This is a genomic window from Isoptericola sp. NPDC057559 (assembly GCF_042801555.1).
In the GTDB taxonomy this organism is placed as follows: domain Bacteria; phylum Actinomycetota; class Actinomycetes; order Actinomycetales; family Cellulomonadaceae; genus Isoptericola.
Map to the genome: position 1 here is coordinate 577,166 of NZ_JBHVFQ010000001.1, position 13,249 is coordinate 590,414.

The 13,249-nt window shown below is 74.5% G+C and carries 7 protein-coding genes; 2 read left to right on the forward strand and 5 right to left on the reverse strand.

The genetic code is table 11. The features are described from left to right. Positions 1-32: 32 nt before the first annotated feature. Positions 33-3,698 (reverse strand): discoidin domain-containing protein, encoded by a 3,666-nt coding sequence (locus ACFU5J_RS02590; RefSeq protein ID WP_430577704.1) that lies wholly within the window; start codon positions 3,696-3,698, stop codon positions 33-35. A gap of 138 nt (positions 3,699-3,836) precedes the next feature. Between ACFU5J_RS02590 and ACFU5J_RS02595 the strand changes: the two genes are divergently transcribed. Beyond that, positions 3,837-4,889, forward strand: a complete 1,053-nt coding sequence (locus tag ACFU5J_RS02595; RefSeq protein WP_430577705.1) for a LacI family DNA-binding transcriptional regulator — start codon at positions 3,837-3,839, stop codon at positions 4,887-4,889. Positions 4,890-4,908: 19 nt separating this feature from the next. On the opposite strand, the gene ACFU5J_RS02600 is transcribed toward ACFU5J_RS02595, so the two are convergent. From ACFU5J_RS02600 to ACFU5J_RS02615, 4 genes are all read right to left on the reverse strand, one after another. Beyond that, positions 4,909-5,796, reverse strand: a complete 888-nt coding sequence (locus ACFU5J_RS02600) for a carbohydrate ABC transporter permease (RefSeq protein ID WP_430573732.1) — start codon at positions 5,794-5,796, stop codon at positions 4,909-4,911. Beyond that, the gene (locus ACFU5J_RS02605) at positions 5,793-6,716 is read right to left on the reverse strand and encodes a carbohydrate ABC transporter permease (protein ID WP_430573733.1); all 924 of its coding nucleotides are present in this window, start codon (positions 6,714-6,716) and stop codon (positions 5,793-5,795) included. Before ACFU5J_RS02605 ends, ACFU5J_RS02600 begins: the two co-directional genes overlap by 4 nt. Positions 6,717-6,736: 20 nt before the next feature. Beyond that, positions 6,737-8,029: an ABC transporter substrate-binding protein gene (locus tag ACFU5J_RS02610; RefSeq protein ID WP_430573734.1), complete on the reverse strand. Its 1,293-nt coding sequence runs from the start codon at positions 8,027-8,029 to the stop codon at positions 6,737-6,739. Positions 8,030-8,111: 82 nt separating this feature from the next. After that, a complete protein-coding gene (locus ACFU5J_RS02615; protein WP_430577706.1) occupies positions 8,112-9,194 on the reverse strand; it encodes a hypothetical protein in 1,083 nt (360 codons plus the stop codon). 226 nt (positions 9,195-9,420) lie between these two features. Between ACFU5J_RS02615 and ACFU5J_RS02620 the strand changes: the two genes are divergently transcribed. After that, positions 9,421-13,143, forward strand: coding sequence for a S8 family serine peptidase (locus tag ACFU5J_RS02620; protein ID WP_430577707.1), 3,723 nt, complete (start codon positions 9,421-9,423; stop codon positions 13,141-13,143). Positions 13,144-13,249: the final 106 nt, after the last annotated feature.

Below are 13,249 nucleotides of genomic sequence, written 5' to 3' on the forward strand. Positions count from 1 at the left end.
CCTCGGGGGCTACGACCGGCGCGGTGCCGTCCTCAGTCCGCCGCGGGCAGGACCCGCAGGGCGGTGAGCCCGGGGTCGCCCGTGCCCCACGAGGTGGTCAGCGCGACGTACCGGGCCGTCCGGGCGACGTCGAGCGTGCCCTCGGGCCGCCCGCCCCGGATCGTGCCGACGTCCGTGAACGTCAGCCCGTCGTCGCTCACGGAGACCACCGCGGACGGCGCCCCGCCGCGCTCCCACGACGCGACGACGCGCCCGACGGCGTGCGCGGCACCGAGGTCGGTGACCATCCGGCCGCCCGGGCCGGGCACCCAGGCCGTCGTGCCGTCGCCGTCGACCGCCGCCGAGGGCGACGTCATCCCCTCCGGCAGCACCGACGCGGGGAACGTGAGGGTGCTCAGCGCCAGGTCCGCCACCGGGAACGCGGTCGCCGCGCCGAACCGCAGCGGGGTGCCGGACGGCGTCGCGCCGACCGTGCGGGCGGTGCCGGTCTCGGCGTTCGTCACCGTCACGGGCACGCCCCGCCCGACGAGGGCGAACGTCCGCGCGTCGGCGGTGCGCACGGTGACCCCGGCCGGGGTGCCGCCGTCCCGCCGGGAGACGGTGGCCCGGGGTGCCAGCACCACGGCCTCGCCGGCGCCGACCTCGACGGTCAGCGCCGACGACGTCGCGCCGACCTCCTGCGTGCCCTGGTAGACCGCGACCGTCCCGCCGGCGTGCGGCACCGTGACGGAGCTCGTGACGTCGGCGTCGGTGAGGTTGAAGGCGACGAGGTAGCCGTCGACGACGCTGACGAGCAGGCCGGGGTGGTCGGCCGTCGGGACGGCGCGGTCGGCCTGCGCGGCCGTGGCGGCCGCGTCGCCGGGCACCATCTCCACGAGCCGCGGCCCGGTCGCACCGTCGGCGAGCCGCACCACGTGGCGGGTGTCGCTCGCCCGCGACACCGTGATCGGCGCGTCCGTGCCGCGCACGACGAACCCGGCCTCGCCCTCCACGTCGATCCAGGAGCCGTCGCTCGTGAGCACCTGGTCGCCCGTGTACCGGAAGGACGCGGCGTCGTGCCAGGTCCGGCCGTCGAGCGACGTCTGCACGCGGTACTCCTGGCCGGCGGCGGCCTCCCAGCCGAGCTGCACCTGGCCGACCTCGGTCGGGGCGCCGAGGTCCACCTGGACCCACGAGTCGGGGCGGGCCCGGTCGCCGACCGCCACCGCCCAGCGGGTCGTGGCCGACCCGTCCGTGACGGCGCTCGCGGGGTTCCCGCCGGCGGCGCTCGACGCCGTCGCCGGGCGCCCGGCGGCGACGTCCGTGCCGGCGGGGGAGAACGCCCGCAGGTGGTAGAGCGAGTAGCCGTACGCCGCGTCGCCGCGCACGCCCTGCATGCGCACGTAGCGGGCGGTGACCGGCGCGGGGTGGGTGGCGCCCTCGGGGGTTAGGTCCACCGTGTCGAGGCGGGCGACGTTCACGTCCGCCGGGGCCTTGCCGTAGGCGGTCGCCGTGGTCCACGTCTCGCCGTCGGCCGACGTCTGGACGAGGTAGCGCGCGCCGGCGCCGGCCTCCCACGCGAGGCGCACGGCACCGACGGTGCGCTCCTCGCCGAGGTCGACCTGCACCCACGAGTCGGGCCGGCTGCGCTCGGGCACCGAGACGGCCCAGCGCGTGGCCGGGGAGCCGTCGGTGACGCGCGCCGCGGTGCGGCCGTTCGCGGCGTCCTCGCTGGACGCCGTCGCGGTCCTGCCGGCCGCGAGGTCGGCGCCCGAGTCGTCGGCGCCGTACGCGTGGAACGCGTACATCGAGTAGCCGTACTGCGGGTGGCCCTGCTGGCCGAGCACGCGCACGTACCGCGCGGTCACGGGCGAGAACGCGAGGTCGTCGACCCGCGCGGCCCTCGCGTCGGCCGGGTCGGCGGGCCGGGTGACCGGCAGGCTCGCCTTCGTCTCGCCCTCCGCCGTCGTGTAGGTGCGCGAGCCGTCGAGGCCCGCGTACCCGTCCATGTCGAGGTTGCGCACGGACAGGCTCGCGTCGTCCGGCCCGGCCCCGGTCGAGGCGTAGACCGCCGCCCCGGTCGGGAGGGTGGCCTGGCCGGCGTACCCGTCGCCGACCCGGAACACCGACGTGGTGCCCTCGAAGCCGTCCCGCGGCGCGGTGTAGGTGCGCACGTGGCGCTCGCCGACCGTCGCGCCGGTGGTGGGGTAGAGGTACGGCGTGGAGCCGGAGACGTGGAAGAGCCACGAGTCGTGCTGCGGCACCCAGGGGAACTTCACGAAGCCCTTGCGGCTCGACGCGGCCGCCCAGGCGTCGGCGGACTGCTGGACCGTCAGGCCCGGCCCGGCGCCGAAGTCGCGGACCCCGGCGAGGCGGTCGAAGAACTCGTCCTGCGGTGTCGGCTCCACGGGCCCGGCGGCGGACTCGGCCGCCTCGACGTGCAGCAGGTAGGAGATGGCGATCTCGGCGCGGGCCTCCGGCTCGTACTTGGGCTCGCCCGAGAACTTCGTCAGCCGGTTCACGGGGGCGTACGCCTGGTAGTCCTCGAGCGCGGCGGCGAGGTTCGCCTCCGCGCGCGCCGCGTCGGGGTCGCGCAGCACCTGGCCGAGGAACGCCATCGGGATGGCGTCGCGGCCGTAGAGGAACTCGCGGTCGGCGACCATCGGCATGAACGGCTCGCCGGCGTCCGCCATGACGAGCTTGATCGACTCCCACAGCTCCGCCGAGTTGGGCTGCCGGGTGAGGATCTCCGGCAGCGGCTCGTCGCGCAGCAGGAAGTGGATCGCGTTGCGCCCGCCCGACCGCCAGATGTCCGACTGGTAGTGCGGGCCGAAGGAGCCGTGGTTCTCCACGAGGTACGTGTCGTGGATCGTGTGCATCGTGTTGGTCGACACGGCCTTGCCCGCGACGACGGCGGGGTTGTTCCGGTCGGCGGTCGGCTGACCGGCGGCGTTGCGGCCCCAGTCGCCGAGCTGGTCGGCCCAGGTGGCGGCGTCCGGGTCGTCCGGCGCCCACGCGAGGCCCGGCGCGAGGGCCTGCGTGTAGACGCCGACCTCCTCCTGCGCGGTGTCGCCCTCGAACTTGCCGGTCGGCCAGTCGGCGTTCCACGAGCCCGACAGGGGGTCGTGCCCGAAGTCGAGGCCCGCGGTGTAGTCGGACTGGCCCGTCGCGATCGTCGTGAGGTTCGCCCGCGTCGTCGCGTCCAGCTCGTCCCAGAGCAACGTGCCGGCCGTGAGGAAGTACGACTGGAACGTGGAGTCCCAGAAGAGCTGCTTGCCCCAGGTGCCCGCCGGGTCGACGAGCCGGTTGGTCGCGGCGTAGTGCTCGATGGTGGCGACCGTGTGCTCGCGGAGCACGTCCTTCGAGACCCCCGCGAGCCGGGCGTCGTACTCGCCCCGGGTGAGCAGGACGGCGTTGCCCAGCACGACCGCGAAGTTCATGTCCTTCGCCTGGTAGACGCCCGCGGCGGGGTCCCAGACGGTCTCCGCCCAGCGGGTGTGCCGCAGCAGTGCGCCGTAGTAGTCGGCCGCGGTGGCGTCCGGCGCCCCGTAGGCCGGCGTCGCGTCCGGGGCGGAGGCGGTCGCACCGGCGAGGGGCGTGCCGGCGGCGGCCGGTCCCACGGCCAGGGAGGTGAGGAGGGCGCCGGCCGTGGCGGCGGCGGCCCACGCGGTCGCGCGCCGGCGTCGGGGGCCGCGAGCGGGGGCAGGTCTGGTGGTCATGGGAAACTCCCGGAGGTGGAAGACAGCGCTGTCGGCAACCGGGTGGAGAATAGCGCAGCCATACCCTCGCGTGGCCGGGACCGTGCAGGTTCTCGATAAGGTCGTCGGCACGATCGTCCGCTGCTGTCGGGAGAACAGATGACGCAGGACACCCCCACGCTCGAGCCCGGCCACCGCCGCGGCCGCCGCCCCACCCTCGCGGCGGTCGCCGAGCGGGCCGGGGTGAGCCTCAAGACGGCCTCGCGCGTGCTCAACGCGGAACCCAACGTGGCCGCGAGCACCCGGGAGCGTGTCCGGGCCGCCGCCCACGACCTCGGGTTCCGACGCAACGCCGCCGCGGCGGACCTCGCCCGGGGCGGCGCGGCCCGCCTGGTCGGGTTCGTCACCGGCGACCTCGCCAACCCGTTCTACTCCGCGCTCGCGAGCGGCATCGAGCGCGAGCTGCGGGGGCGGGGGCTGCAGCTCCTCACCGCGAGCACCGACGAGGACCCGGACCGCGAGCGGCAGCTCACCGACGAGCTGGTCGAGCGGCGGGTGGGCGCGCTGCTGCTGACCCCCACGTCGGGCGACCACGCCGCCCTGCGCGAGGAGCAGGCGGAGGGGCTGCCCGTGGTCCTGGTGGACCGCCCGGCGCCCGACGTCGAGGCCGACACGGTGGTCATCGACAACGGGGGCGGGGTGCGCGCGGCCGTGCGGCACCTGCTGGCGCACGGGCACCGCCGGATCGGCCTGGTCGGCGACGAGTCGCGGCTGTGGACGTTCCGCGAGCGTCGCGACGCGTTCGTCGCGGCCCTGGAGGCCGGTGACGTCGCGGACCCGGAGCGGTACGTGCGGGACGGCGCGCACGACGCGGCCGTCGCCGGCGCGCTCGTCGCCGAGCTGCTGGCGCTCGACGAGCCGCCCACCGCCCTCGTGACCGCGAACAACAAGATCACCGTGGGAGCGCTGCACGCCCTCCGCGCACGGTCGCACGCGGGCGGCGCGCCGGTCGCCCTCGTCGGCTTCGACGACTTCGAGCTCGCCGACCTGCTGGGCGTGACGGTGGTCGGCTACGACGCGGTCGAGATGGGGCGGCAGGCGGCGTCCCTCGCGCTGGCGCGGGCCGCGGACCCCACGCGCGCCGCGCAGCTCGTCGTCGTGCCGACGCACCTCGTGCCGCGCGGCAGCGGCGAGGTGCCCCCGGCCTCCTGACGGCGGCCGGGGGCGCGCCTCAGCCCTTCACCGACCCCGACATGAGCCCGCCCATGAAGTAGCGGCCCAGCAGCACGTACACGAGCAGCGTGGGCAGGGACGCGAACAGGGCGCCCGCCATCGAGACGCCGTAGTCCTGCAGCAGGGCGCCGTTGGCGAGGTTGTTGAGGGCCAGCGTGACCGGGCCGTTCTGGCTGGAGGAGAAGAACACGGCGAAGAGGAAGTCGTTCCACGCCGACGTGAACTGCCAGATGAGCACGACCACGAAGCTCGGGATCGAGATCGGCAGCACGATCCACGCGTACGTGCGGAGCATCCCCGCCCCGTCCACGCGCGCCGCCTCGACCAGCTCGTGGGGCACGGTCATGTAGTAGTTGCGGAAGATCAGCGTCGTGATCGGGATGCCGTAGACGACGTGCAGCAGGATCAGCGACGGGATGCCGCTCGGCACGCCGAGCCCGAGCACCAGCTGGTTCAGCGGGATCATCACCGCCTGGTACGGGATGAACATGCCGAACAGGATCAGCGTGAACACCAGGTCCGCACCGGGGAAGCGCCAGCGGGACAGCACGAACCCGTTGAGCGACCCGAGGAAGGCGGAGATGAGCGCCGCCGGCACCACCATCTGCACGGTGCGGCCGATGGCGGGCGCGAGGGTGGACCACGCCGTCTCCCAGTTCGCGGTGGTCCACACCTGCGGCAGGTTCCACGCGCGGGTGGGCGCCGCGTCGCCGGGGCCCTTGAAGCTCGTCACCAGCAGCACGTACACGGGCACCAGCACCACGAGCACGAAGAACAGCAGCACCAGGTAGCGCAGCGTGCGGCCCACGGTGAACCGGCCCCGTGGTGCGGCGTGCCGGCCGAGGTCGACGGGGCGCCCGGCCTCCTCCTCGATGACGGCGGTCATCGCTTGCCCTGCCGGTGCGTGTGGACGAGGTACGGCACGATGACGATCGCGACGATGACCAGCAGGATCGTGCCGACGGCGGCCGCGTTGGCGTAGTCGAACGCGGACTTGAACACGTACATGTCCACGGCGGGCACCTTGGTCTGGTAGTTCGCGGGCTTCGAGATCGACATGATGAGGTCGAAGGCCTTGAGCGACATGTGGCCGATGATGATCAGCGCGGACAGGGCGATCGGCGACAGCTGCGGGAACAGCACGTGCCGGTACAGCTTCCACTCGCTGGCGCCGTCCACGCGGGCGGCCTCGCGCAGCTCCTCCGGGATGCCGCGGAAGCCGGCGAGGAACAGCGCCATCACGTACCCGGAGAGCTGCCAGATCGCGGGGATCGCGATGGCGACGATGCCCACCGAGACGTTGTTCCACCAGTTGTTCTGCAGGGCGCCCAGCCCGATCATCTGGAACAGCCGGTTGAGTCCGGACGCCTGCTCGCCCTGGTTGGAGTTGAGCAGCCAGCGCCACACCACGCCCGACGCGATGAACGAGACCGCCATCGGGAACAGGTAGATCGACCGGAAGAAGCCCTCCCCGCGCAGCGGCTTGTCGAGCAGCCAGGCCCACATGAAACCGATCAGCATCGTGCCGACGAGGAACACCACCGTGTACAGCACGAGGTTGGTCAGCGAGTGCTGGAACTCCTCGCTGCCCAGCAGGTCGACGTAGTTGCGGAACCACACGACGACCGTCGGGGCCTGGCCGGTCGCCTGGGCTGCCGTGTGGTTGTCCGTGGCGGAGGTGCGGGCGTTCGCCACGATCAGGCCGTAGACGAACACCCCCACGAGGATCAGCGAGGGCAGCAGGAGGAGCAGGGGCGCGCCGGCGCGGCGGACCGCGCGGCGCACCCCCGACCGCCTCGTGCGCACGGGCGACGGCATCCCGGGGCTCAGCCGGCGTTCGCGGCGGCGAGCTCCGACTGGAAGCCGGCCAGGTCGGACGCCCCCGAGGTGAACTTGCTGGTGGCGTCGGTGATGGCCGTCAGCGTGGCCACCGGGACGGCGGCGCCGTGCGCCAGCGAGGACACGATGGTGTCGCTCTTGAACGACTCCGCGGCGTCCTGCTGGTACTGCCCGAAGCTGGACATGTCGATGTCGGTGCGGGCCGGGATGGATCCCTTGGCCTTGTTGAACGCCTCCTGGCCCTCGGCGGAGCCGACGGTCTCGAGCCACGCCTTCGCCCCGTCGGGGTGCGGCGCGCCCACGGGGAGCGTGAACGAGTCGGCGAGGAAGTCGAAGACGCCGTCGGTGCCCGGCACCGGGAACGCCGAGTAGTCGGTGCCCAGCTCCTTCTTCTGCTCCTCGTAGGAGGCCTCGGCCCAGTCGCCCATCACGGTGAACCCGGCCTTGCCGTCGATCACGAGCTGCTGCGACTCCGGCCAGTCCAGGCCGTCACGGTCGGTGTTGGTGTAGCTCATGAGCTTCTGGAAGTCCTGCAGCGCCGAGGTCACCTCGGGGCTCTTCCAGTCGGTGGAGCCGTCCCACAGCCCGGAGTACCCGTCGGCACCCAGGTCGGCCAGCAGCACGGTCTCGAGCAGCTGGACCTGCGTCCAGGCCTGCGCGACGGCGAGCGGCGTGACGCCCGCCTTCTTCAGCGTCTCCAGGTCGTCCATCCACGACGAGAGGTCGCTGTACTGGGCGTCCGGGTCGAGGCCGGCGTCGGTGAGCACCTGCCGGTTGGACCAGACGACGTTGGCGCGGTGGATGTTCGACGGGATCGAGTAGATCTTGCCGTCCGAGGCCTTCAGGCGGTCCATGAGGTCGGCCGGGAAGACGTCGGTGAGCCCGAACTCGTCGTACAGGCCCGTGACGTCCTCGATCTGAGCCGCGTCGATGTAGTCCTGCAGCTCGGCGCCCGCGTGGGCCTGGAAGGTGTCCGGCGGGTCCTGCGCCTGGAGCCGGGTCTGCAGCAGGTCCTTCGCCTGCGACCCCGCGCCGCCGGCCACGGCACCGTTGACGAACTTCACGTCCGGGTGCTGCTCGTCGAACACCTTCACCAGTGCGTCGAGGCCGGCCTTCTCGGAGCCGGCGGCCCACCAGGTGAAGACCTCCACCTCGTCGCCGCCGCTGCCCCCGCTGCCTCCGCTGTTCGGTTCGTTCCCGCCACCGCCGCACGCGGCCACGGTCAGCGCCACCGCGGCCGCGACCGCGGCGACCACAGAAGTCCTGGGAGCTCCTCGCATGTGTCTCACCTCTACGCCCTCGTGCCGGCGCGCGTCGTTGCACGTCGGCTCCACTCATCGCACGGCTGCGGTGGCAGCGGTGTCAAGGCGTCGGCGCGAGTTTCGCCCAATCGTGACCTGGCTCGATGCCCGGGGCGATGCCCCAGCCGGCCCGGGCGGCGTGCCAGCCGAGCTGCACGCGGGTCCGGACGCCGGCGCGGTCCATCAGCTCGCGCACGCGCCGCTGCACCGTGCGCAGCGAGACGCCGAGCTGGTGCGCGGCCGCCTCGTCGGTCTGGCCGGCGAGCAGCAGGGAGAGCAGCCGGGCGTCGACGTCGTCCGCCGCGCCGCTGCCCGGTGCGGCGGCCGCGCCGTGCAGGACGACGGGGGCCGCCGTCGCCCACAGGGCCTCGAAGAGCGCGACGAGCCCGGTGAGCAGCGCGCTCGGGCGCACGAGGATCGCGGCGGCGGAGGCGCGCTCGGGGTCCGCGAGCACCGGCAGGAACGCGAGCTCGCGGTCGACGACGATCATGCGCAGCGGCACGGACTCGGCGACCCGCGCCTCCTCGCCCGCGGCGAGCGACTCGGCGAAGGCGTCGAGGCCGCCGGGGAAGGTCTCGAGCATGGGCCGCTCGAGCAGCGCCCGGTACCGGATGCCGCGCGCCACCAGCTCGCCCTCCACGTGGTTCTGGTCCGCGCTGGTCACGGCCACGGGGTGCTGCACGAGCGCCAGGACCTCGCGCCGCGCCCCGGCCTGCACCCGGCCGAACCACCGCGCGACGGCGTCCGCGCCGCGCACGACCTGCACGACGTCGCCGGCGCCGTCCCCGCCGACGCCCGCCAGCCGGTACATCTCCTCCAGGACGTCCAGCTCCGCCTGCGCGCGGCGCACCGCCTCCTCGCGGGCGGCGACGGCGGCGCCCAGCGTGACCGACGGCGGCGCGGCGGCGAAGCGCCGGCCCGGGCCCCCGCGGGGCGCGACGAGCGGGGTGGCGAAGCCGCGGGAGACGAGGTCCTCGAGGCGTGCCTCGGCCTCGTCGACGGCGACGTCGAGGGTGGCCGCGACGGCCGCCGCGTCCGACGTCGGCGTCGCCACGAGCACCCGGTACGCGGCCAGCAGCCCCGCGGGGAGCCCGGCGACGTCGCCCAGCAGGTCGGCCCCGTCGCCCGTCGTGGTCCGCGCCATCGGTCCCCCTGTCCTCCGGGCCCGGGTGGACCCTCGTGGGGGCCATCGTCGTGGCTGCTCGGGGGCCGGGCGGACCGCCACGCCGGGATGCGGTTTCCTGTCATGGCGTAGATCCGCCACCCGTGGTCGTTGTGCCCGGTCAACGGTGATGACAGCGTCGCTGCACACCGACAGTGCCGTCACCGTTGCCGCCACCCAGGTCGGCTCAACCCCAAGGGGCCCCACCATGCGACCACCCGTCCGTGCCGGTCTTGCGGCCACCGCCGTCAGCGCCCTGCTGGCCGCCGGCGCCGCCCCGGCCCTCGCCGGTCCGACCACCGATCCCGACGCCGCCACCCCGGCCGCCTCCGCCGCGCCCGACGGCGCGACGTCCACGCTCACGCTCGTGACCGGCGACGTCGTGCACGTGGCCACGACCGGGGACGGCAAGCCGGCCGTCACGGTCGAGCCCGCCGCCGGGACGACCCGGCCCGCGCAGACCTTTGAGGTGGGCGACGACCTGTACGTGGTGCCCGCGGCCGCGCAGCCCTACCTCGCGTCGGGCGCGCTGGACCGCGAGCTGTTCAACGTCACCGGCCTCGTCGCCGACGGCTACGACGACGAGGCCGCCATCCCCGTCATCGCGCAGTACGACCGGAAGGCGCGCACGGCCGCCGCCGCGGCCCCGCGGGGCAGCGAGAAGGTGCTCGAGCTGACGTCGATCGGCGGCGCGGCGCTGCGCGCCGACACCGACGACGCGGCCACCTTCTGGGGCGCGATCACGGCCGCCCCGGCCGCGTCCGCCCGCACAGCCGCCGCGCCGGGCACGTTCGCCGGCGGCATCGCCAAGCTCTGGCTGGACGGGCGGGCCGAGGCGACCCTCGACGTCAGCGTGCCGCTGGTCGGCGCACCCGAGGCGTGGGCCGCCGGGCACGACGGCGAGGGCGCCACCGTGGCCGTGCTGGACACCGGCGTCGACGCCGCGCACCCCGACCTCGCCGACGTCGTCACGACCACCGAGTCGTTCGTCCCCGGCGAGACGGTGCAGGACGTGCACGGCCACGGCACGCACGTCGCGTCCACGGTCGCCGGCTCGGGCGCCGCGGACGGCGGCGTGCACCGCGGCGTCGCGCCCGGCGCCGACGTCGCCGTCGGCAAGGTGCTGAGCGACGAGGGCTACGGGCTGGACTCGTGGATCATCGCCGGCATGGAGTGGGCGTCGCGCGACGTCGACGCCGACGTCGTGAGCATGAGCCTCGGCGACGACTCGCGGCACGACCAGACCGACCCGGTCGCGCAGGCCGTCAACAACCTCACCGAGGAGACCGACGCGCTGTTCGTCATCGCGGCGGGCAACGCCGGCGGCGAGGGCACCGTGAGCAGCCCGGGCACCGCCGACGCCGCGCTCACCGTCGCGGCGACGGACGACCAGGACGAGCTCGCGTACTTCTCGTCCCGCGGCCCGCGCGGCCTGGACGACGGCCTCAAGCCGGACCTCGCCGCACCGGGCGTGGACATCACCGCCGCGCGCTCGCAGTACGCCGCGGGCGAGGGCCCGTACCAGACCATGAGCGGCACCTCGATGGCGACGCCGCACGTCGCCGGCGCGGCCGCCATCCTCGCGGCGGCGTACCCCGGCTGGGACGCGGCGCGGATCAAGGACGCGCTCATGTCGTCGGCCGTGGGGCTCGACGGGTACACCCCGTACGAGGTCGGCACCGGCCGCCTCGACGTGCCCGCCGCGCTGGACGGCGTCGACGCCACCGGCTCGGTGCACTTCGGCCGCGTGGCCTGGGGCGACGGCGACCCCGCGCCGCAGACCCGCACGATCACCTACGCGAACGACACCGACGCGGACGTCGCGCTCGACCTGGCGTCCACCACCACCGGGCCCGACGGCGACGTCGCGCTCGTGCGGCTCTCCGAGGCGCACCTCGTCGTGCCGGCGCACGGCACCGCCTCCGTGGAGGCGACGGCGTCGTTCGCCGACGCGACCGCCGCCGGGAAGTACACCGGCCAGGTCGTGGCCACCACCGCCGACGGCTCCGTCGCGGCGCGCACGGCCACCGGCCTCACCCGCGAGACGGAGCACTACGACCTCGACGTCACGGTGCTCGGCCCCGACGGCGAGCCCGTCGCGGCGGAGGTCTCGCTGTACCGGTACGGGACGCAGTGGATCACCCCGCTCGTCACCGACCCGGGCACGGGCGCGGCGCCCACCCAGCGCGTCGAGCCCGGCGAGTTCACCGCCCTCACGAGCATCCGGTACGCCGACACCGACGGCACCGACCGGCTGTACTGGCTGGCGGACCCGCAGGTCACCGTCTCCGACGGCGACGTCCGCGTGGTGCTCGACGCGCGCGACGCGCACCCGGTGGAGCTCGACACGCCGCGGCCCAGCGCCGACTACGACGGCCGCGTCCAGTGGTTCCACGACTCCGGGATCGGCGGCCAGTACGCCACGTTCTCCGCGTCCGTGGGGATGGTCCCCGGCGCGGAGGTCTGGGTGAACGAGACCGGCGACGTCGCGGGCGGGGACTTCGCGCTCACCAGCCGCTGGTCGCGCACCGCGCCGCTGCTGTCCCTGCAGGCCAGGACGCCGAGGCCGGCCGGCCTGGAGCCCGTCTACCAGGCGGGCAGCGCACGCCTCGACGGCAAGGTCGACCTCAAGGTCGTGACGGCCGGGACGGGCACGCCCGACGAGATCGCCGCGGTCGCCGCGAAGGGCAAGGCCCTGCTCGTGACGAACGACCCCGACGTCTCGCCCTGGGACCGTGCCGCGGCCGCCGACGCGGCGGGAGCAGCGCTCCTCGTCGTCGTGAACGACGGGCCGGGCGTGCTGTACGACCCGGCCGGCGCCACCGACGTGCCGGTCGTGTCGCTCACCGCCGACGAGGGCGGGCGGCTGCTCGCCGGGGCCGCCGGGAAGGGCGCCCGCCTGACCGGCCGGGGCGTCGAGTTCCCCGACTACTCCTACGACGTCGTGCGGACCTGGCAGGGCTCCGTGCCCGCGGACCTGAGCGTCGCGCCGCGGGAGAAGGACCTCGCGCAGGTCACCGACCGGCTGGCCGACCCCGACCCGCGCCTGACGTTCGTCAGCCGCTACGACTGCCCCGAGTACAGCCTGGGCTGCCTCGGCGTCACGCAGCCCCGCATGTCCGGCGACGAGCAGCTCGTGTACGTCTCGCCGGTCGGGGAGGAGCAGGGCTGGTACGCCACGGCCACGTCGACGAACGGGTGGGAGGTGCGCGACGACCGGCGCCGGTACCCGGCCGGGTCCCGCACCACGATCGACTGGTTCGGCGTCACCGCGCCGCACCAGGGCCCCGGCTACTGGAAGTCGAGGGCCGACGGGGACTGGTTCCAGCTCAACGTGCCCCCGGCGTCGAGCACCGGCGAGCTGACCGGCGGGTTCGGCGACGACCAGCCGGTGACGTCCCGGCTGTTCCAGGACGACACCCTGGTGCGCGAGATGTCCGGCCAGGCCATCCAGCGCGCCGTGCCCGCCGTCGACGGGACGCACACCTACCGGTTCGAGCAGGACACGGCGCTCGACCCGGCGGTGTGGGGCTACTCCAGCCGCACCTCGACGGTCTGGACCTTCCAGGCCGACCAGGCCGAGCTGGACGGCTCGCCCCTGCCGATCGTGTCGCTCGGCTACGACGTGGCCGGTCGTGACCTGTCCGGCGCCGTCCGGCGGAACACGCCGGTGCGGCTGGACGTCACCGCGGCCCTGCCGCCGGAGGGCGCCGTCGGGGCGGGCACCGTCACCGGTGTCGCCGTCGAGGTGTCGTTCGACGCCGGCGCCACGTGGCGGTCCGTCGCGGCGAAGCCGTCGGGCGAGGGCCGCTGGACGGTCAGGTTCGACGCGCCGAAGCGCGCCACGTCGGTCTCGCTGCGGACGACGGCGCAGGACGACGCGGGCAGCTCCGTCACCCAGGAGGTCGTGAAGGCGTTCGGCCTGCGCTGACCTCCTCCTCGACGCGCGTGACGTAGCGATTCGTCGTCGTCCTGGTGCAGGACGACGACGAATCGGTACGTCGTCACGTCGTGCCGCTACCGTGCACCGGGACGAG

Coding starts and splice junctions, on each gene's coding strand:
- ACFU5J_RS02610 (WP_430573734.1), bottom strand. CDS start 8,029: ATGCGAGGAGCTCCCAGGACTTCTGTGGTCGCCGCGGTCGCGGCCGCG.
- ACFU5J_RS02590 (WP_430577704.1), bottom strand. CDS start 3,698: ATGACCACCAGACCTGCCCCCGCTCGCGGCCCCCGACGCCGGCGCGCG.
- ACFU5J_RS02620 (WP_430577707.1), top strand. CDS start 9,421: ATGCGACCACCCGTCCGTGCCGGTCTTGCGGCCACCGCCGTCAGCGCC.
- ACFU5J_RS02615 (WP_430577706.1), bottom strand. CDS start 9,194: ATGGCGCGGACCACGACGGGCGACGGGGCCGACCTGCTGGGCGACGTC.
- ACFU5J_RS02595 (WP_430577705.1), top strand. CDS start 3,837: ATGACGCAGGACACCCCCACGCTCGAGCCCGGCCACCGCCGCGGCCGC.
- ACFU5J_RS02600 (WP_430573732.1), bottom strand. CDS start 5,796: ATGACCGCCGTCATCGAGGAGGAGGCCGGGCGCCCCGTCGACCTCGGC.